The sequence below is a fragment of the Ohtaekwangia sp. genome (assembly GCF_036568665.1).
Taxonomy (GTDB): domain Bacteria; phylum Bacteroidota; class Bacteroidia; order Cytophagales; family Cyclobacteriaceae; genus Ohtaekwangia.
In genome coordinates this window covers 1-18,969 of the sequence record NZ_DATCSD010000257.1, presented here as the reverse complement: position 1 = coordinate 18,969, position 18,969 = coordinate 1, and the positions used below count along the sequence as shown (strand labels likewise).

General features: G+C 44.2%; 21 protein-coding genes. 9 read left to right on the top strand and 12 right to left on the bottom strand.

Features of this window, described 5'->3' with window-relative positions:
- The first annotated feature begins 43 nt into the window (after nt 1-43).
- Both VIN08_RS14190 and VIN08_RS14185 read left to right on the top strand, forming a co-directional pair.
- The gene (locus tag VIN08_RS14190; RefSeq protein WP_331966297.1) at nt 44-1,249 is read left to right on the top strand and encodes an MFS transporter; all 1,206 of its coding nucleotides are present in this window, start codon (nt 44-46) and stop codon (nt 1,247-1,249) included.
- Nucleotides 1,250-1,260: 11 nt separating this feature from the next.
- Entirely contained in the window at nt 1,261-1,545 is a 285-nt protein-coding gene (locus VIN08_RS14185; RefSeq protein ID WP_331966295.1) for a GNAT family N-acetyltransferase, read from the top strand.
- 313 nt (nt 1,546-1,858) lie between these two features.
- Here the strand turns inward: VIN08_RS14185 and VIN08_RS14180 are convergent, their stop codons facing one another.
- The 10 genes from VIN08_RS14180 to VIN08_RS14135 form a co-directional block, all read right to left on the bottom strand.
- Nucleotides 1,859-2,635 carry a hypothetical protein gene (locus tag VIN08_RS14180; protein WP_331966292.1) on the bottom strand — a complete coding sequence of 259 codons (777 nt, stop codon included), beginning with the start codon at nt 2,633-2,635 and terminating at the stop codon, nt 1,859-1,861.
- Nucleotides 2,636-2,799: 164 nt separating this feature from the next.
- Nucleotides 2,800-4,068 carry an OmpA family protein gene (locus VIN08_RS14175; protein WP_331966290.1) on the bottom strand — a complete coding sequence of 423 codons (1,269 nt, stop codon included), beginning with the start codon at nt 4,066-4,068 and terminating at the stop codon, nt 2,800-2,802.
- An 88-nt stretch (nt 4,069-4,156) separates the two neighbouring features.
- Nucleotides 4,157-5,128 carry a glycosyltransferase gene (locus VIN08_RS14170; protein ID WP_331966287.1) on the bottom strand — a complete coding sequence of 324 codons (972 nt, stop codon included), beginning with the start codon at nt 5,126-5,128 and terminating at the stop codon, nt 4,157-4,159.
- Between the two features lie 31 nt (nt 5,129-5,159).
- Nucleotides 5,160-6,155, bottom strand: a complete 996-nt coding sequence (locus VIN08_RS14165; protein WP_331966284.1) for a glycosyltransferase family 2 protein — start codon at nt 6,153-6,155, stop codon at nt 5,160-5,162.
- 2 nt (nt 6,156-6,157) lie between these two features.
- A complete protein-coding gene (locus VIN08_RS14160) occupies nt 6,158-6,688 on the bottom strand; it encodes a DUF4199 domain-containing protein (RefSeq protein WP_331966281.1) in 531 nt (176 codons plus the stop codon).
- A gap of 7 nt (nt 6,689-6,695) precedes the next feature.
- Nucleotides 6,696-7,220 carry a DUF4199 domain-containing protein gene (locus tag VIN08_RS14155; RefSeq protein WP_331966278.1) on the bottom strand — a complete coding sequence of 175 codons (525 nt, stop codon included), beginning with the start codon at nt 7,218-7,220 and terminating at the stop codon, nt 6,696-6,698.
- A 25-nt stretch (nt 7,221-7,245) separates the two neighbouring features.
- Nucleotides 7,246-8,505 carry a dihydroorotase gene (locus VIN08_RS14150; protein WP_331966275.1) on the bottom strand — a complete coding sequence of 420 codons (1,260 nt, stop codon included), beginning with the start codon at nt 8,503-8,505 and terminating at the stop codon, nt 7,246-7,248.
- A gap of 5 nt (nt 8,506-8,510) precedes the next feature.
- The gene (locus VIN08_RS14145) at nt 8,511-8,969 is read right to left on the bottom strand and encodes a DUF3368 domain-containing protein (RefSeq protein ID WP_331966272.1); all 459 of its coding nucleotides are present in this window, start codon (nt 8,967-8,969) and stop codon (nt 8,511-8,513) included.
- Entirely contained in the window at nt 8,962-9,183 is a 222-nt protein-coding gene (locus tag VIN08_RS14140; RefSeq protein ID WP_331966269.1) for a UPF0175 family protein, read from the bottom strand. Before VIN08_RS14140 ends, VIN08_RS14145 begins: the two co-directional genes overlap by 8 nt.
- A gap of 53 nt (nt 9,184-9,236) precedes the next feature.
- Nucleotides 9,237-11,234 (bottom strand): BatA domain-containing protein, encoded by a 1,998-nt coding sequence (locus VIN08_RS14135; protein ID WP_331966266.1) that lies wholly within the window; start codon nt 11,232-11,234, stop codon nt 9,237-9,239.
- A gap of 187 nt (nt 11,235-11,421) precedes the next feature.
- Between VIN08_RS14135 and VIN08_RS14130 the strand changes: the two genes are divergently transcribed.
- The 3 genes from VIN08_RS14130 to VIN08_RS14120 are packed head-to-tail and all read left to right on the top strand — an operon-like array spanning nt 11,422 to nt 13,677.
- Nucleotides 11,422-11,964, top strand: a complete 543-nt coding sequence (locus VIN08_RS14130) for a sigma-70 family RNA polymerase sigma factor (RefSeq protein ID WP_331966263.1) — start codon at nt 11,422-11,424, stop codon at nt 11,962-11,964.
- Nucleotides 11,954-12,604: a hypothetical protein gene (locus VIN08_RS14125; protein ID WP_331966260.1), complete on the top strand. Its 651-nt coding sequence runs from the start codon at nt 11,954-11,956 to the stop codon at nt 12,602-12,604. The genes VIN08_RS14130 and VIN08_RS14125 overlap by 11 nt, the downstream gene beginning before the upstream one ends.
- Before the next feature lie 8 nt (nt 12,605-12,612).
- Complete coding sequence (locus VIN08_RS14120; RefSeq protein WP_331966258.1) at nt 12,613-13,677, top strand: hypothetical protein; 1,065 nt, start codon at nt 12,613-12,615, stop codon at nt 13,675-13,677.
- 124 nt (nt 13,678-13,801) lie between these two features.
- Here the strand turns inward: VIN08_RS14120 and VIN08_RS14115 are convergent, their stop codons facing one another.
- A complete protein-coding gene (locus tag VIN08_RS14115) occupies nt 13,802-14,140 on the bottom strand; it encodes a single-stranded DNA-binding protein (protein WP_331966254.1) in 339 nt (112 codons plus the stop codon).
- A gap of 785 nt (nt 14,141-14,925) precedes the next feature.
- On the opposite strand from VIN08_RS14115, the gene VIN08_RS14110 reads away from it, so the two are divergent.
- From VIN08_RS14110 to VIN08_RS14095, 4 genes are all read left to right on the top strand, one after another.
- Complete coding sequence (locus VIN08_RS14110; protein ID WP_331966251.1) at nt 14,926-15,297, top strand: hypothetical protein; 372 nt, start codon at nt 14,926-14,928, stop codon at nt 15,295-15,297.
- 355 nt (nt 15,298-15,652) lie between these two features.
- Nucleotides 15,653-16,039, top strand: coding sequence for a hypothetical protein (locus VIN08_RS14105; protein ID WP_331966248.1), 387 nt, complete (start codon nt 15,653-15,655; stop codon nt 16,037-16,039).
- A 45-nt stretch (nt 16,040-16,084) separates the two neighbouring features.
- Nucleotides 16,085-16,657 (top strand): NUMOD4 domain-containing protein, encoded by a 573-nt coding sequence (locus VIN08_RS14100; RefSeq protein WP_331966245.1) that lies wholly within the window; start codon nt 16,085-16,087, stop codon nt 16,655-16,657.
- 85 nt (nt 16,658-16,742) lie between these two features.
- Complete coding sequence (locus VIN08_RS14095; protein ID WP_331966242.1) at nt 16,743-18,008, top strand: serine hydrolase domain-containing protein; 1,266 nt, start codon at nt 16,743-16,745, stop codon at nt 18,006-18,008.
- A gap of 99 nt (nt 18,009-18,107) precedes the next feature.
- On the opposite strand, the gene trxA is transcribed toward VIN08_RS14095, so the two are convergent.
- A complete protein-coding gene (gene trxA, locus VIN08_RS14090) occupies nt 18,108-18,815 on the bottom strand; it encodes a thioredoxin (protein WP_331966239.1) in 708 nt (235 codons plus the stop codon).
- Between the last annotated feature and the right edge of the window lie 154 nt (nt 18,816-18,969).

The following is an 18,969-nucleotide window of genomic DNA, read 5'->3' as shown; positions in this document are numbered from 1 at the left end:
TAACCTGTAACGGGTAACGGTTCTCAAAAAAAATTTGAGGGCTTTGTTTTTTGTTTCCTCAGGCTTTCCCAGCATCTTCGCAGAGATCAATGCAGCTTTGAAAGAAACTATTTCGCCCACGCTATTCCGCAATCGCCTCGCGGTAAAGATCTCGTTCTTTATCAATGGTTTTGTATTGGCCAACTGGGTATCTCGTCTTCCGCGCATCCAGGAATTATATAAGGCAGATAATGGCACCACGGGTATGATATTGCTGGCCATGTCGGTCGGAGCTGTAAGTGCTATGCCTTTTTCTGGATGGGTAATTATCAAGAACGGGAGTCGCAAGATCACATTGCTTTCGCTGTTGATGTATTGCATCATCGTACCACTCCTGCCCTATATGCCGAATGTTGTTGCACTGATGGCGCTATACCTGGTGATGGGTATATTTACCGGCATGCTGGATGTAGCCATGAATGCGCAGGCAGTAATGGTAGAAAAACAGTACCAACGCCCTATCATGACTTCCTTCCATGCGTTTTTTAGTATTGGTATGGCATTGGGCGGATGGTGTGGTGCCTTCTTCGCGAGTTTCTCACTCATCGAACATTTCGGTATAGTTATTTTCGCTTCGCTGATCGCAGCCGCCTGGGCGAGCCAACATCTTATCTATGATAAACCCGATCCCTCACTCAAACATGATGGCCCGCTGTTTCGCTTGCCGAACAAGGCAATGCTGAGTATAGGCATCATTACTTTTTGTTGTATGCTGGGTGAAGGCGCCATGTCTGAGTGGAGCGTGAACTTCATGGAAAATATAGCCTTATCCGGAAAGGTGCTTGCTCCTATAGCGCTCTCGGCTTTTGCAACGGCCATGACTACCGGCCGTATCTTTGGCGACAAGCTTCGCTCTGTCTTTGGCGATAACAAAATGATTATGGCCGGTGGTGTTATTGCAACGGTAGGGTTATCGGTCGCAGTAGTATTCGCTACTCCGTGGACAGGTATAGCAGGGTTCTTCCTGGTGGGTCTTGGTCTTTCTACTATTGTGCCAATCGCGTATAGTATATCTGGTCATACAAAAGATTTACCTCCCGGTGTAGGGCTCGCCATGGTTACAACGGTAGGGTACAGCGGTTTTCTGATTGGCCCTCCGGTAATCGGCTTTATTGCCGACTGGCAGACGCTTCGTATAGCACTGGCTATTGTTGTAGTGCTTTTTGTTACGATGACGATGCTTGCTTTTCGCTATAAACAAAATTCATAATATATACCCCTATGCAAATTCAACGTGAAGAATCCGGAAGCAAAGGTGCTTTCTATATTGAAGAGAATGGAAAACGCCTCGGAGAGATGACGTATACCAAAGCTGGTGATACACGCATCATCATTAATCACACGGAAGTATCAAACGAACTGCGTGGCAAAAGTGCCGGCAAACAATTAGTGGCTGCCGCAGTAGACCATGCGCGCAAAAACAACCTGAAGATATTGCCACTGTGTCCTTTCGCGAAAAGTGTATTTGATAAAGTAACGGAGTACGGAGACGTGCTGGATAAATAGCTGCGAGCTACTAGCCTCTAGCTGCCAGATGTGTGAGGGTGGGATAAGAGTGTGTTTTTACTTTAATATTCGTTGATCGGTGTTCCTTGTTCAATATTCAGTTTCGTTATTCGTTAACAGTTATCTGTTAATCGATCGCATATATATACTTAGCAAAAAAGCTAAAGGTTAAAGGCAGAAATAGCAATACACGTCTTTCACCTTTCCACTTTTAGCTTTATGCTTCCTCCCTTGCATTTCATCTGTGTATATCTGTGAAATCTGTGGGAAATATTTTGCTTTTCTTCTGCGCATATCTGCAGGAAACAAACACTCAGTCCATGTGCATCGTCAATTCTTTTTCATCGATGTGTATATCATCTTCGCCAATCTCATCGAAAGGATGCTCGAGGTGGTCTTGTATATTATCAAGACTTACCAGAATAAAACTATAGAGTATGGGCATTACATACTCCAGTTGTGCAGAGAAATCGTTGAACGTGCTGGCGAAGTATGGCCCGTAGATGATCGGGAATATATAGATAAATACTTTGCTATAGGCTCGTAAGGTAACAGGCGTACGATAGGCATGAATGATGCGCAGGTTATCGAACGCGATAATCATCTTGCTTACATATTGACTGATGCGCGAAAACTCTCCGCTTTGTATACCATACTTGCGCAACTCGATTGTGAGCTGGGATAGCTGTGAGAAGTATTGAAATATTTTTTGCTCGTTAGCAACGATATCACTTTTACGCGAAGTGGTAAACATGGTGCGCATCAGCACTACCATATTTTCAATAAGAACTTTTGTTCGTTGAGGGAGGTCATTGTTTTTATCCAATGTCCAATCGCGGGTGGCATAATATATAGCCATGGCATGACCTTTAAAATCAGAGAATCGCTGCAACGCTGTTTCGCGTCTGTTATAGGCAGAGCCGATGGAAAACACCACCGGAAAAACAATAGCAACCCCCACCAGCATATCCGGAAATTTGGCTGTAAGACCTACCCGATAACACACGTAAGTAGAAATAACGGAAAGTGTAGTAACGATGATGGTTTTATAGTTGATGATCAGAAAGAAGCTGCGTAATACTTTCTTCATGCGCTGAGCAGATGGTTTTGTAAACATTAATAGCTGGCTTTGCCGGGGCAAACGTAACACTAAATTAACACACCTGATCAAAAAAGTATACTTCTATAAAATGCCAAAAGCCCTTATGAGGGCTTTGTGGCGGGGCTCCAATCGAATCTAACGTTGTTATTTTTTTATTCATCCAGCATCTCAACCTCCACGCGCACGTTCTTCTGCGCATTCGGGCTTCGCTTATCATATATAGGGCGTTTGCCCCCCCACGCTTTCAGCTCCATCCGGTTGGCATCAATGCCTTTGGATACGAGGTATTCTTTAATGACTTCTGCACGACTATAGGAAAGATCCCTGGCTGACCCAAGACCTTCTTTCGAACCACTCAGGGAGAAGAAGTTTTTATCAGGGCCCATAGTAATCACTTTACCGTGATAGTTACCATTGGTATGTCCGTGCAGGCGGATTCTATACTTCGGATTTTCTTCCATCAGTTGCAGCAGGCTGTTCAGCTCTACGGTTGACTCCGGCCGCATGATAGCCGCATCGTTGTAGAAGTATACATTGTAGAGTGTAACAATATCGCCTTTGTGGTAACGCACCAGGTCGAAGTTTACTACAATGGTAGTTCCCATCAGGTCTATATAGGGCTTCACGGTATCTGCCAGTGGCAACGGGTAGTTTATCTCTTGTTGTACTTTTCTATAACCAAACGCATCGCAGATCAAGGTAAGCTGACCGGATTTACTTTTCGGATCCGGCAGTATCAGATACTCATTGCCTTTAACACGCGTTATCACCCGCGAACGATCTGTATCAACTACCTGTATATCGCCATCTACAATACGATTGTTGCGGGCGTTGTAAAGACTCAAAAATACTTCGGTATTTCCCAACGTCATTGGATCATGCTGAACGATCGGAGCGTTGTCAGTCACTTCAATATTATCCGTTGCCGATGCTGCCGGTTGTGCATCGGTGGTTGAAGCAGTTGATGTCTTAGTATCGGTAGTAGTATTGGCCGCTGTTGAGGTTGTAGTACTCTCGGCAGTTTTAGCCGGTATACTTTGCGAAGACGATGCAGTCTTCTCCTGCTGTGTCGATGCTGTTGGCTGCGATGAAGCTATATCTCCCGGTACAACGCGTACCCATGCATCTTTAAACTCTTCATTCCTGCGCGATGCAGCCATACTTCTGAGTGCTTCCTTCAAGGAAGTAAAGTATTGCAGGTATACAAAGTATAGATTCTTGCCGGAGTTAAAACCGTAATCGGCAGTAATATTCTTAAGCTTGAGATTGTTTACATAATTCTGTGCAACCGCTTCGCGGGATGAAGCATAGGCTCCAACAACCACATAATAACCGGGAGCTAATTCTTTTGACTGCGAGAAGGATAAAAAGCTACAACAGGAAAAAGTAATGACGAGGAAGAAGCGGGTAAAATTCTTCATGTAGGATTGAATAGGTTTTGCAAACAATATTATCTAAAAAATTGCAATTTTCCTTTTCATCCGGTGCATCCTGAGCACCTTATTCGGTTTATTTTTCTGTGTATGATTTTACACGCTCTTTCAGGAAGCCAACACCATACCCCCATAGTTGTAAAACTGCGGAAGGCACTGATAGTATTGCTACCGCCATATTTTTATTCTGTACCAGGCTATGCGCAAAAATAGCTGCGAGGTAAAACAGCCATCCTCCAAAACCGACAGCAAACAACGTGATATTCAAAAAAGGCAGTAACAACAACAGGCAGGTGCCTATAACAAAGAAAGACGGAAACCAGTGTGTAATCTTGATCTCCTGCGGATATACTTTGCCCACCAGTGCTCTGCCCTTGCCAAAGTTATATACCTGCTTGTAGAACTGGCTGAAATTGGTTCTTCGCTTATGATATACGAAGGCATCTTGTATAAGCCCCACCTTGAAGCCGGCATTCTTCATGCGGATGCTGAACTCTATATCTTCGGCATAGCGATCGAAGCGAAAACCATTTGTTGCTTCATATACTTTGCGCGAAATGCCCATGTTAAAGCTACGCGGCTGAAACCAGCCTACATGTTTTTTTCCTCCGCGTATACCACCCGTGGTAAGTACTGATGCCATGGTATACCCCATCGCCCGTTGTACCAGGGTGAAGTTCTCGTGTGCGCGGTCGGGGCCGCCCCAGGCATCCCACTGATGCTCGGCCAACGATCGGGTTACTGCTTCAAAGTATGCCGGAGGAATTATACAGTCGGAATCAAATACCACCAGGTATTTTCCTTTGGCATGTGCATAGCCAAAATTTCGCGAAGGGCCCGGGCCTGTATTTGGTTTGAAAAAATATTCGATGGGAAGTACAGCGCGATATCGATCCACAACAGCATCACAGCGGATGGATGAACCATCTTCTACGATCACCACCTCAAAGTCGCGCATCGTTTGGTGCGTGAGACTCTCCAGCAGTTCCTCTACTTCCTGCGGACGATTATATACCGGTATAATGATGGAGTATGTAGGCTGCTGCATCGCTTAATAAAGATCTGCGTTACCGATTGCCTTATATACTGGACATCTTCTCTTTTGCATCGATCCCTATCTTTTCAATTACCAGGTAATCGCGCTTGGAGAGCGACTGCATGGAAATCATTTCAGCCAGGAAGCCGGTAACAAAAAGTTGTACACCTATAACTATAGCCACCAATGCCAGGAAGAATAAAGGCTGATCGGTTATATCGCGCTTGATCGGTATCCGGGAGAAATATAGGGCGTCCATTTTATCCCAGATCACCTTCACGGTAAATACAAAGCCTACCAGGAACGAAATTGTGCCGAGTGTTCCGAAGAAGTGCATCGGCTTCTGGCGGAAGCGGCTTACAAACGTAATGGAGAGCAGATCGAGAAATCCGTTAATGAATCGCTCGAGGCCAAACTTGGTAGTACCAAATTTACGCTCGCGGTGTTCTACCACCTTCTCGGTAATTCTGGTAAAACCCGCCCACTTGGCGATTACCGGTATATAGCGGTGCATCTCGCCATATACTGCTATATTTTTCACAACGGTACCCTGATACGCTTTCAACCCGCAATTAAAATCGTGCAGCTTGATGCCGGAGAGTTTCCGTGTGATATAGTTGAAAAATTTAGAAGGAATAGTTTTCGAAAGAGGATCGTGACGTTTTTTCTTCCATCCTGAAACCAGGTGGTAGCCATCCTGCGTAACCATGCGATAGAGCTCCGGAATTTCATCGGGGCTATCCTGCAAATCGGCATCCATGGTAATCACCACTTTGCCGGCTGCCACGCGGAAACCGGTTTGCAAGGCTGCCGATTTTCCGAAGTTACGGTTAAAGCGAATGCCCTTGAAGCGCTCATCTGCTTCGTTCATCTTCAGCACCTGCTGCCACGTGTTATCGGAGCTGCCGTCATCAATAATAATTACTTCATACGAAAAGCCGTGCGCTTGCATCACACGGCTTATCCACTGGCATAGTTCGGGGATTGACTCCTCTTCGTCTTTTGCCGGAATGATTACGGAAATCTCCGGATGTATCATGTCTAAAATGTCGGTTCTGGATTTTTCTTTTGCGTAAAGATAGAAACTAATAAAGCAATAATTACGGCCGTGATGATGCCAAAGATAATACCCATGATAAACATCGCTTCGGCAGTGGTAAACATCGAAACAAACTTCATCGCCTGCTCGATCTGTTCATCCGACATTCCTTTAGCTTCCATATCAGCAATGGATTTTTCTTTGATCGCCTCGATAAAACCGGAGTCGATAAACTTTATATAGATATAGGTGAAAACACTTGAAATGATCGATGATATAATGCCGATCCATACACCAATACCTATTCCCTGGCCATACGGCATAAAGCCATTGCCATTCTCTTTATAGTATTTGTGCGCCAGGAATATAAGAACCGCTGTGATGATATAGCCGATCCACTTCCAGTACCACGCAGTTATATCTACTTGCGCTACATTCATGATAACGAAAAATATAATCGATATAACACCGCCAATTAATCCATAACGAATACCGACCTGGCGAACTGTGGGGAGGTTTGTTGTTTCTTCCATAGAGGTTTTAGTTTTTAGGTTGTTTTCTGGTAATGACTGATAAAATTATACTTACAAAAAGGCCGATTGCTAAACCTTGTGCAAAGTAGGTTTTCGCCATCTCGTAAATGTTAGTCGCAGGCAACGCTTTTAAATTACGATCAAAAACTTCTTTCCCTATCCGCTCTATATCCTCCTTCGAGAAGGTTTGAAGATACACTGTCATCCGGTTAATATAGGAGGCTATAAAATCCGGTTCAAAATTTCCAAACACGATCAATCCTGCAGAAGATATCACTCCTGCCAGCAGCACTACAATCGCTCCTCCGATCATACCCTGCCAGAAATATAGTTCGCCCTGCTGATAAAAGTCGCGCACTTCCTTCAGCGCAAAGAATATAAATATACCGAAAAGTAAAATTCTGAAATCCAGATAAGGCGCAATCATAAACGGGTGCCGGCCCATATAGTATAGCGCGATCAGCAGCACGAAGGATAATATACCGGCTACAATTCCATACCGGACAGAAATTTTATATAGCGAAGCGTTCATGTATACGTTGTCGGTGAAACCCAGATCAGTCTTCGTACCGGTGTTTATTGTTGTTAAAAACAGCCACTACCTTGCCGGTAACTTCTTTACCATACCAGGGAGAGTTTTTTGATTTGGAGAGATTACTTTTCTCATCCAGCACCCACGTACGATTCGGATCGAAGAGTGTAAGATTGGCTTTGGCCTCCACTTCTATAGCAGGTATCTCCAGGTTCAGCAGCTTGCGCGGATTGATGGTGATCTTTTCGATTAGGTCAGCCCACTCTACTGATTTTGACAATGAAACTAAATTTGCTCCGAAGGTTTGCAGACTGGTAATACCAAAATCGGCAAGATCAAATTCCAGTTCTTTACTCTCATCTTCGTGTGGCACGTGGCCGGAGCAGATCACATCGATCGTTCCGTCTTTTAAACCTTTTATGAGTGCATCGTTATCACTCTTCTCACGCAGCGGAGGGTTTACTTTATAGTTTGTATCAAAGTCGGCAAGCAATGTATCGTCAAGCAACGGTTGGTATACTGCTACATCGCAGGTTACGTTCAGTTTTTTCTTGGCGGTGCGAATCTGATCGATCGCTTTACCAGACGACAACCTTGCCATGTGCAAGCGTCCGCCTGCATAGCCGAGCAACTCCAGGTTACGACTGATCATAATATCTTCGGCTATACGCGGCATGCCTTTCAGGCCCAGCATGGTGCTGTTAACGCCTTCGTGCATTTGCCCAAACATATTCAGCCAGATGTCTTCCGGGTGATCGATGAGCAGGCCGTTAAATTTTTGCAGATACTGTAAAGCCTTTAATAAAATATCCGTGTGCCAGATAGGCTTCAGTCCATCAGTAAAAGCTATAGCGCCTGCTTCGTGCAGGTCTATCATTTCGGTAAGCTCTTCACCTTTGTTATTGCGCGTAACTGCCGCGAGTGCATGTATCTCTACGAGGCGGGTATCATTACCGCGCGTTATATAACTTACTTCATTTTTACTTTGAACAGATGGATGTGTGTTGGGCAGCACCGCGATCTCGGTAAATCCTCCGGCTGCAGCGGCTTTCGATACGGACTCAAGATCTTCTTTATGTTCCAGGCCGGGGTCTCCTACAAATGTACCGAGATCGAACCAGCCCGGAGAAAGCAACATGCCCTCCGCTTTAATTACTTTATCAGCCGAATAATTCTTGTCGCCTACTTCTGCAATGCGACCGTTGTTGATCAATACGTTCTTTTCTTTCTGATGGTAAGGTGACTGAGGATCGAGTATTTCAGCGTTTTGTATAAGAATTTTCATGCTTGTTATTTTTCTCCCGTCAGGTCGAGGATGCTCTTCAAGAGCTTCTCAGAGACTCTAAAATCAGTTCCTGCAAGTTTAGTAAGTATTGGCTTAACGGCAGGTATCAAACCTTGTCTTTTTGCTTTTATAAATATTCCTAATGTGCCGGTAACTGTTAAGCCTAGCGACTGGGCAACTTTGCGGGCCTTGCGATCATCTACAATCACAAGTGTATCAGAAATTTCTAAAGCCAGCGCAAAAGCACTCGCTTCTCCAACATCCACAATCTGTTCTAGTGTTTTTTGCAAAGAACGCTGTGATGCACTCTTGATTTCAATCCAATCCGGCAGAGAATTCCCGTATTCCTGAGCAACTTCTTCTGTAACCAGTATTCTATTATAACAACGATGCAGTAAGTCGATTTCGTCAACTTTAGTCAATAGGATGAGACAACTTGTATCGGCAATGACTATCTCAGGCATTATTCACATCAGCCATTAAATCATCAACAGAATCACCAAAGAGAGAAAAGCCATATTTACCCATCATCTCGATGAAAGTTCTCTTGGTGAGCCCTGCCAGTTCTGCGGCTTGTCCGAGTGTGAGTTTCTCACGCTCGTACAATTCTCCGGCAAGAATAATTTTTATTTCAGTCTCACTTATGTTTTCCGGCAAATCAATACTTACAGTCTTCATACGATTGGCTTTAGTTACAGACTACATGAATGACCCTACTATATATTTTACGCTCACTTCAAAAACCTGATCAGCAGTACTTCAGTTACAACAAAGAGCAACGCCAGCAGCAAGGCATATTTCCATAATGGCGTGCCCAAATATCGCTCCTTTATTTCGTTGCTGAAAGCGCTGGCAGATGTAGCTGAAAAAATGCTGATGTTATCGCCTCCTCCCGCCTGGGCTTTCACCTCTGCACCGGTATATTGATCCAGTAACGATTCTTCTTTGTCGAGGTTAAACGCGATCAGCCCTACCGTATCGCCTTGCGAAACAATATCATAAAATCCCTGCTCCATCGAGAACTTGGGTATCTCTATAAATACGCGGTCGCCAACTTTACGCTGGCCCGGTATAACTTCTTCTTTACCAACCAGCTTCAGCGGCACATCGGGTGAAATACTGTCGAGCCTGAGTGCTACCAGACTTTCGCGCAAAGTATAATACGGGCGGGTTTCATTTCTTCGCGCACTGGCTGCGATCCTGTACATAACCGGAACGAACAACGCATGCTGATGAAAATCGGTAGAGGCACTCTCTAATGGACTGGCCAGTACATATAGCTTTCCGCCATGATTGAATACCGACAAAAATGGCTGATCATTTTTAAACCGGAGAATGGCTGAGCGATCGCTTCCCCAATTCAGCACACGGGCTGCACGCGGCATGGCCAGTGATACCGATTTTTCTTCAAATACATTTTCGAAAAACGGATTTGAAAAATCAGGACGGTCCAGTTCAACAGGTTCTCCCTTTGCTGCTGCGCCTAGCCCTGGGAGTTGTGAAAGATTTTTGAGGCTCGCTATATCCGGATCCGTGCCCGGCACCAATAACAATGCTCCGCCTTTATTGATATACTCTGTTAACGCACCGGTGAGCGATGGATCAACGCTGTTCAATCCATTTACTACTACCAGGTCGGCCTGCGCCAACATGTTATAGTTAAAATTATTTACAGCAAAGCCGGCATAGCTGAATACCTGCTTGTTGCCATATACTTTCTCTACAGGCGATGCCTGCTCGTCTTTCTTTATCTCTACTACTCTGATCTTATCCGTAAAATTCAGCGCGAAGAAAAATTCATTATCAAAACTTACCGGGAAATCATTGAAGCTGATAACGGCTTTGTTCAATCCGGTTAACCCGGTGGCCAGATCAAAAGTTGTTTCGGCAGTGCCACCCTGCGGTACATCTATAGTGCCCGCACCGGATTGTATATTGTTGATGGTAAGTTTCAGATTCAGCTGATCGATATCCCGTTTGCCATCATTACGAACTTTTACGCGCAATACATTTCGCTCTCCACTGGCCGCGAAAGGATTTTCCAGATAGGCGGAGTCAACGAAGATGTTGGATAGCGGTGCAAATCGGATCGGCACCAGGTGCCACTGCGAAATTGAATCCAGCGATGCCGGTATAGCACCCAGTGTCGATTTCTGAAAATCGGAAATCCAAAATACTTCACGTTCCTGCACACTGCCTTGCTGGCGGATGCGGTCTATAATTTCCGGCATGGTGCGACTCACCGGTGAGAGACGGATCTGCGTAAGCAAGTCGACTACTTCAGCTTTTGTTTTGAACGAATTAGAGAACGGAGCAAAGTCGTTCGTGATCAATTTATACCGTGTGTCTGGCGGGAACAACGATACTATATCTCCTATAAATTTAATGCCGGCATCGAGTCCTCGTGTTTTATCGTCCATCTGTGCCGACATACTCTGAGAGTTATCGAGGTATAGTATAATCGTATGGTTGTTACTCAGTTGATCTTTAGCCGGAATGATGGGCTGGCAAAAGGTGATCACCAGAAAGAACAGAAACAACAGGCGCGAAGCCAGTATCAGGTAATGTTTCAGTTTTCGTTTGGCCGTTGTAGCTTCCTTTACCTGCCTGAGAAAGCGGTTGTTGGAGAAATAGATACGGGTTGTTCTGCGGAAATTAAAAAGGTGAATGATGATCGGGATAGCCAGCACACCCAGCGCCCAGAGAAAAGAAGGATATAAAAAATTCATCAGCGATAAAGTTAACAGTTAAACGGTTATCACTTCACGATAGTGTCTATAATTTGACCAACGGCCCGTTGTAAACACCCGATAAAACTTTCTGCACAGCACCCTGCATCTTAAAAAAAATTATCGTCAGGCAACGCCCGCCCCCAAGATGGCATTTCTATCTATAAAACCACAAACCTGATAACATTTGACTGAAGCCGAACTCATAAAGAAATGTCAGCGCGACAGCCGCAGTGCACAGGAGGAACTGTATACCCGGTATGCCGATCGTCTGTACCGACTGGCGTATCGCTATATAAAAAGCGAGCCCGATGCGGAAGATGTGCTGATGCTGGCTTTCGCCAAAGTGTTCAGCAACATCCGGAGCTTTAGTTATCGCGGTGAAGGCTCTTTGGAAGGATGGATGCGCAGGATCGTGGTAAACGAAGCGCTGATGTGGTTGAGAAGAAAGCACAACTTCAATATGACCGAGAGCCTGGATACTTCGCAGCATGAACCTGATTTGCTGGCTTACCAGGAATTGGATGCTGAAGATGTTTACCAGTTTGTAGCACAACTACCCACTGGCTACCGGACGGTGTTTAACCTTTCGGTGATCGAGGGATTCAATCATGCTGAGATTGCCGAGATGCTCCAGATCAGTGAGAACACATCACGATCACAATTATTCAAAGCCAAGTCGCTGTTAAAGAAATTGCTTACGCAAGAGGGATACAACTATGGAACCTAACACCGAAAAAATATTTCAACAGAAGATACGCGAAGCGGAACAACGGCCGGTATACTGGCAGAAAGATACGCTCTGGCTGCGTATGGACATGAAGCCCCGGAGATCGCACCGCCATCTTTACCTGGCTATTGCGGCTTCGTTTATGCTGATCGCAGTTACGGGTATATACTCTTATCGACACCTTACCGGTAAATATGAAGCACTTATCGTACAGGGAGCTGCTCCCAAAAAACAACCGAACAAACTTGAAGCCGTTGTTGCCCCGCATGCACCCCTTGAAAAGTCTATAGCTATACTTCAGCCCGCGGAGGATCAAAGTAAAAAAATAAAGCCTGCTGAAAATATAGCTGTCACCGTAGCTATACCTGTACATGAATCTATAGTCGATACACAGACTGCCTCTATCCCAACCGTTGCGACAGTGGATTCAGTGGCCGCTACGGAACAAACACAAACACCACGGGTGGCAGAAGAAAAAAAGATCAGACCAATTGTTGGTGTTATACCCGCACCAGAGCAACAACCGTTGGCTACACATCGCGAAAAGAAAACAAAGTTCAGAATACTTCGGACTCAAAAAGACGAATCGCCTATTGAACACACCGAAGAAAGTAAACTTGTTATTGCCCGTATCAACTAATATACCCTATGAAACATACTATCCTTACCATTCTGTTTCTCATTATACTGCATACTTTCTATGCACAGGAACTGAATTACAACCCAGCCTCCTCCCGGCATACGAATATATACCGCACGCATAATCGTGGTATAAATTACTTTCCGGATTCTATTCGTGTAGAGTTTCCGGATCAGGAGGCGATTGTTGTGTTTGAACTAAAACAATTCAGTGCGCAATCATCGTTCATCGATAATTTTCCTGCTACACTGCAGGAACTGGAAGATTATCTCAACAAGAGTATTTCCGGTGAAATAAAATCTTCGCTGACAATCAGTGCTCACTACAAGGCCGATAACCAAAAAGAAATAACTATCCGCGAAAAGGCTGCTGAAACCAAACTTTTGATCCAGGAAAAACAGATAACCCAGCTTCTTCCTCCCGGCATCGAAATATACCTGCAAACCGACATCGCGAAAGTATATATATATGTACCCGACCTCAATAAACTGCGCGAGCTATCGCAGCAAAGTTATGCGCAAGTTGTATCGCATGTAAAGGACGAGGCAAAGGCATATTATATCGGACGGAAGAGTTTCAAGGCACGATTTATTGTTCAACACAATGCCATTAGCTATAGCAACATTCAGCACACCGAGCCGAACGATATGATCTATGCTTCTGCCAGCGCGGCTGTAGGCGTGTTTCGCGATAAAGTATACCCGGAACTTACGGGTGCAATAGGGTTAAGCTTCAGCGATCGGTTCAATCGCAGAAAACACAAAGTTGAATTTACCTATTCTACTATGTATCTGCCGGAGCGCAAAGCAGAAGGAGGATACTCCAATAACCTGAGCACCTTTGCCGGTATATCTTACCGGAGAAACTTCAGTAACAGCGGCCGGCCCATGTGGAGCGGCTTTGGGGCAGCGTTGCTGGTACACGATAAAGGAGATTTTTTTCAGGGTAAAACGGCACGGTTCTCTATACTCCAAGACCTAGGGAGCACGCGCCTTAGTATTATACCAGAGTTTTACCTGACCGATGATTTCAAAAAGTTTCAGTTCGGCCTAAAACTTCATTACGCGTTTTAACATTTGACACATTGATAAAAGCCTGGCTCACGCCAGGCTTATCTTCACACATCGTATTACGAGCGCAACTTTTCCAGCCAACATAGGGGGCTAACGAATTAATTGCCGCTAACATTTTGAGTTGTTATTGTTTTGCGCTAAGCATCACAAGGTCGTTTACGCTTATCTCGGTGATATAGCACTTCTCTCCGGCAGATGTTTCGTACGAGCGATGCACCAGTTTGCCTTCTACGGCCACTTCGCTTCCTTTCTTTAGATATTGGCTCGCTATATCTGCAAGCTTATCCCACAGAACCAGATTGTGCCACTGCGTTTCTTCTACCTTCTCTCCTTTCTGATTACGGTATGTACTGCTGGTAGCAATAGAAAATGTAGCGAGTTTCTTCCCGCTGTCGAAGGTTTTTACTTCCGGATCGCGCCCCAAACGGCCAATCAGCTGCACACTATTTCTCAGGTTTGCCATATATAGTATATATAAAATTTATTACAAAAGTACCGGTGTGCAATGCAGATTATCGCACAACAATCAATAGCCATGGCAAAGATGTCTATTGAAAAATATATAGCCGTGTAAAAAACGTTTACTTTCGATTGTAGCCGGCTGCAAACGGAAATTTATTGCAACACAGGTGAAGAAAATTTGCCAGTAGTCAAGGTATATAGTTTTTCGGGACACGAGCAGTTATATGTTCTAACCCTGTACGCTGGATACTCATGTTTCAATCATGAAACACAAAACCACGCGGATATTTCAGGGCTTCTTTTGATCTTTTGCTCTTTGCTCCCACCATCTCGCGAAGAAATACATGCCTGCTATCCAGAAAATGGTTATAAATATTCCTGCAAACAGACTTCGGCTCCAATTCCTGGAGAGAACGAAATGATTGGCCAGAGTAATAAATAAAAAAAATGAAAGGGTATATTTCAGAAGTTGCTTCTTCATGATTGACGACTACATATTCACATTATCCCACAAATAAAGTCTTGTGGTCTCATTATTTAACTCCTGCGATTAAGGTATATATCACCCAAAGTTTTAACAGCATGCAGGTTTGCCGCGAATGATGTTTTGAAAAGTATCAACAGTCAGGCATCCCTGATTTTTCAGGTATACTGCATTACTATATATAGCATCTGGCACCAAAGGTATATATTGCCTGTAAAGTACACTTTCGAAGTTTAATCAGTCGTGCAAAAAACGTCTACTTTCGATTACTTCCGTTTAAGCCGATTGCAAATAGAATCTATATGCCAGAAAGAGTTGAAAAAATTTGTATTGAGTGTGGTACAACCATTCAGGGAAGAGTAGATAAAAAGTTTTGTTCCGATCATTGCCGAAGTTCTCACAACAATAAACGCATCGGTACCGATACCCGGTATATCCGTAACATCAATAATATACTTCGCAGAAACAGACGTATACTTTCAGATCTGAACCCGGAAGGAAAAAGCAAAGTAAGTCGTGATAAACTTGCCGACCGTGGATTTAACTTTAATTTCTTTACGGGCACATTCAGAACAAATGAAGGCTCTCAATACTTCTGTTGTTATGATCAGGGCTATCTGCCGCTCGATAACGAGTGCCTGCTGCTGGAAATACCGGGCGGGTTATACCTATAGATATTTTACCAGTGCTGCATTTCTATATACCTCGCCTGTATATAGAAGTTATTTTCTAAAAGTATAGCCTCGAAAGGGGGTATAAAAAACACTCCGCCACCAGATATACCGTTGTAACACCCCCATAATTAGTTGCGATGCAATTGCGGGCAGGCATTGGCAGCAAATGCCTGGCTGAGGCCAGCACGGGAAAAGCGCGCCAGTATGGAGGAAAAAGCGTTACCTTTTTAGCGAAAGCCTTGACCCTTACGAAAAATAATATTTACTTTAATAACGTTCATTGTTTGTACGACCCTCTACGTTCAACGTGTTACCCCCCTTTGTATAAGACAATGAAAACCTAGCTTTATCGAACATGTTCCAGAAGTGCAATTCAACGGATATGTATATGGCTGTTCAGCCAGGCGGAAGACCAGCTTCCCGCTATAGGGCAGAGTGGCCAGTCTGGAATATGTCTAAGGATAATATATACTATAATCAAAGCCGCGAATCACATATACAGGGTATAGCCTATATAAATCGTTGTTTGCCGTGTTTACCGTTGGTTATCCTTGTAACAACAACCATTCGCAACCTTGCAGTCTTTTGTAGTAAGCTCGTTGTGCAATATAGCCGTAACCTCAGGTTGCCATACTTCTTTACAACGGAGGCAGTACCGGCCGGTGCTGTAGTAATGAAGCTGGCCATACCCGGGAAGCCATGCACCGGTAAATATGTTTACGGTGTAATGGTTATCGCTTGAACCTTATAAACCTAACCTAATAATGAACCTTTACCATTTACATGTATGGCTACTACATCAAAACAATCCAAATTGAAATTCCTGACGGGCGAAAGCTGGAAGGAATTGAAGTTGAAGAAGGGCACTTCAACCAAGCGCTACGCTGTATCCGACAAGGGTCGTATTGTAAGCTTCAAGGAGCAGATTGATGACGGGTATATTCTAAAGCCTCGCCTCACACAAGGCTACCCAAGTATAACCATTGGCCGCGAAGACACCCGACAGAATTACTACATTCACCGGTTGGTAGCGGAGTACTTTAACAAACAAGTCAACACTAAAAATACATTTGTGATCCATGTAGATCACAACAAGGAAAACAATCGGGCTAATAATCTGAAGTGGGTAAACCACGACCTGCAGATAGAACACGCCAAGAAAGATCCCAATGTATTGTTGCGAATGAGTCCGGATGAAGGACCTAAACTTACTGTAGATAAAGTAAAGCAGATCAAAGTTGCGCTCTTCCGCTCCAAGAAGCAACCTACACTAAAAGCGCTCGCCAGACGTTTCCGCGTTTCGGATATGCAGATACACCGCATCAAAATCGGAGAGAACTGGGCCCATGTTAAGGTCTAAATATAGTATAATTATTTTACCGGAAGTATACTTTCAACCAGCCTTGCAAAGGGCTGGTTTGTTATTTTTGTAAAAACTACACATCATGCGCAATATTTTTTTAATACTCGTGCTATGCACTTCCTTTTACCTCTCCTTCTCTCAGCCGAAAACATTAACCCCCGTAGCCAAACCTGAAGAAGCAGGGCTATCATCCGAGCGCCTCGCCAGGATCGACAAGATGGTAGAGGAACATGTCTCCAACCAGTGGGTACCCGGTGCTGTTGTGCTTATTGTACGCAACGGAAAGATTGCTTACCATAAAGCTTATGGCTATAAAGATGCCGAGAGTAAAACTCCGCTGAAGAAAGATGATATTTTTCGAATAGCATCACAAACCAAAGCTATTACCAGTCTGGCAGCGATGATACTATGGGAAGAAGGTAAATTTCTGTTGGACGATCCTATCTCGAAATATATACCTGAATTCAAAAACCCGACAGTATTAAAAACTTTCAACCCGAAAGACAGCAGCTATACTACCGAACCTGCCAAGAGTGAAATAACGGTGCGACAATTACTCACACATTCTTCCGGTATAGATTACGCAGCCATTGGAAGCGATGAGTTTAAAGCTATTTATGCAAAGGCTGGTGTACCCAGCGGCATAGGTAACAACAACATGATACTCGGAGAGAAGATGCGTATACTCGGTAAACTGCCGCTGCGGCATCAACCCGGTGAGCACTGGACGTACGGTCTTAACGATGATGTGCTCGGCTACCTGGTAGAGATATGGTCGGGTATGCCGTTCGATCAATTTCTGCGCAAGCGCATTTTCGATCCACTCGGTATGAAAGATACGTACTTCTATTTACCCAAAGATAAACACAGCAGGCTGGTAACACTCTATGCCGGTGGTAAAGATGGCAAGATCGTAAAGCCGGAAGTAAAAGCTTACGACAATGTTGATCCTAATTATCCGAACACAGCGGGCACGTATTTCTCCGGTGGTGCCGGACTTTCTTCTACGGTAGAAGACTATGCTAAATTTCTGCAGTTGTTTCTGAATAAAGGAAAGTATAATGGAGTGCAATTACTCAGTCGCAAGACTGTTGAGTTGATGCTGACAGATCAGCATATCACCAATACACATTTTGGTCTCGGTTTCGGATTGGAAACTGTCGAGAATGATTATCAGTCAGTACTATCGCTCGGTACATTTTCGTGGGGAGGTGCCTTTAACACCCATTATTGGGCTGATCCAAAAGAGAACCTGATCGGACTTATCTTCACGAATATATACCAGACTCCGTACTGGAGCATTGGCGACAAGTTCAAGACATTAACCTATCAGAGCTTTGCTGATTAATCGCAGCAAACCTCAACACTATATTTAGCCATAAACAAAAAAGCATTGAAGTTGGAGCTTCAATGCTTTTTTGTTTTATATATTCAGCGGTATATATACCTATAAATTTGCCTGTATATTTTTTTCGAGCTCGATCTTTTCTGCCAATCCTGTTTTTGACCACACCTGTTTTCCGTTTTTATAGAGGATGATCGTGGGCAGTGTCTGCACTTTCATATTTTCTGTGAGTATTGAATTTTCGTCTGCATTGATTTTGAGCAATGTTAGGCGATCCGCATAGCGTGTGGAAAGTTCTTCAAGCCAAGGAGCCATCTTCTTGCAAGGCGCACACCACTTCGCGTAGAAATCAACCAGTACAATTTTATCGCTTGTTACTTTGCTGTTAAATTCTTCCAATGGCATTCCGGGTATAGGAGCCGCACCTGCTTCGTAAGGTTTGTGTTGGGCTGTCCATTGCATCATGCCGCCAGTCATTTCATATACTTCTTTAAAACCGTGACTGCGCATATACTCTGCTGCTTTTGCACTTCGCCCGCCCGACAAACAATATACCATCACCGGTTTATTTTTATCAAGCGCAGACACCATCGACTCAAATTCTTTACTGTTGATGTTCATGTTGAAAGCACCGCCCAGGTGATTCTTTTTAAATTCTTCAGGTGTGCGCACATCTACAATTTGTCCATCAGGAGTCTGTTGTAATTTTGCTTCAAATTCATCGGTAGTCAATTGTGTTTTTTGCTGTCCCATCACTACTGATGCTGACATCAGCATAACAATGAGGTATACAAGTTTTATCCGGTACATAGTCTGTCTGATTTTATTGCAAGGAACATCGCCTTTGCAAATAATACAAACCTCTGTCGTCTTTCGTTCTGGGCATCCGGCAAACATGAAAAATAAAAGGCAGAAGCAAGCCTAACCGCTCACCTCTGCCCGCTCATCGCACAACGGGGTTCTC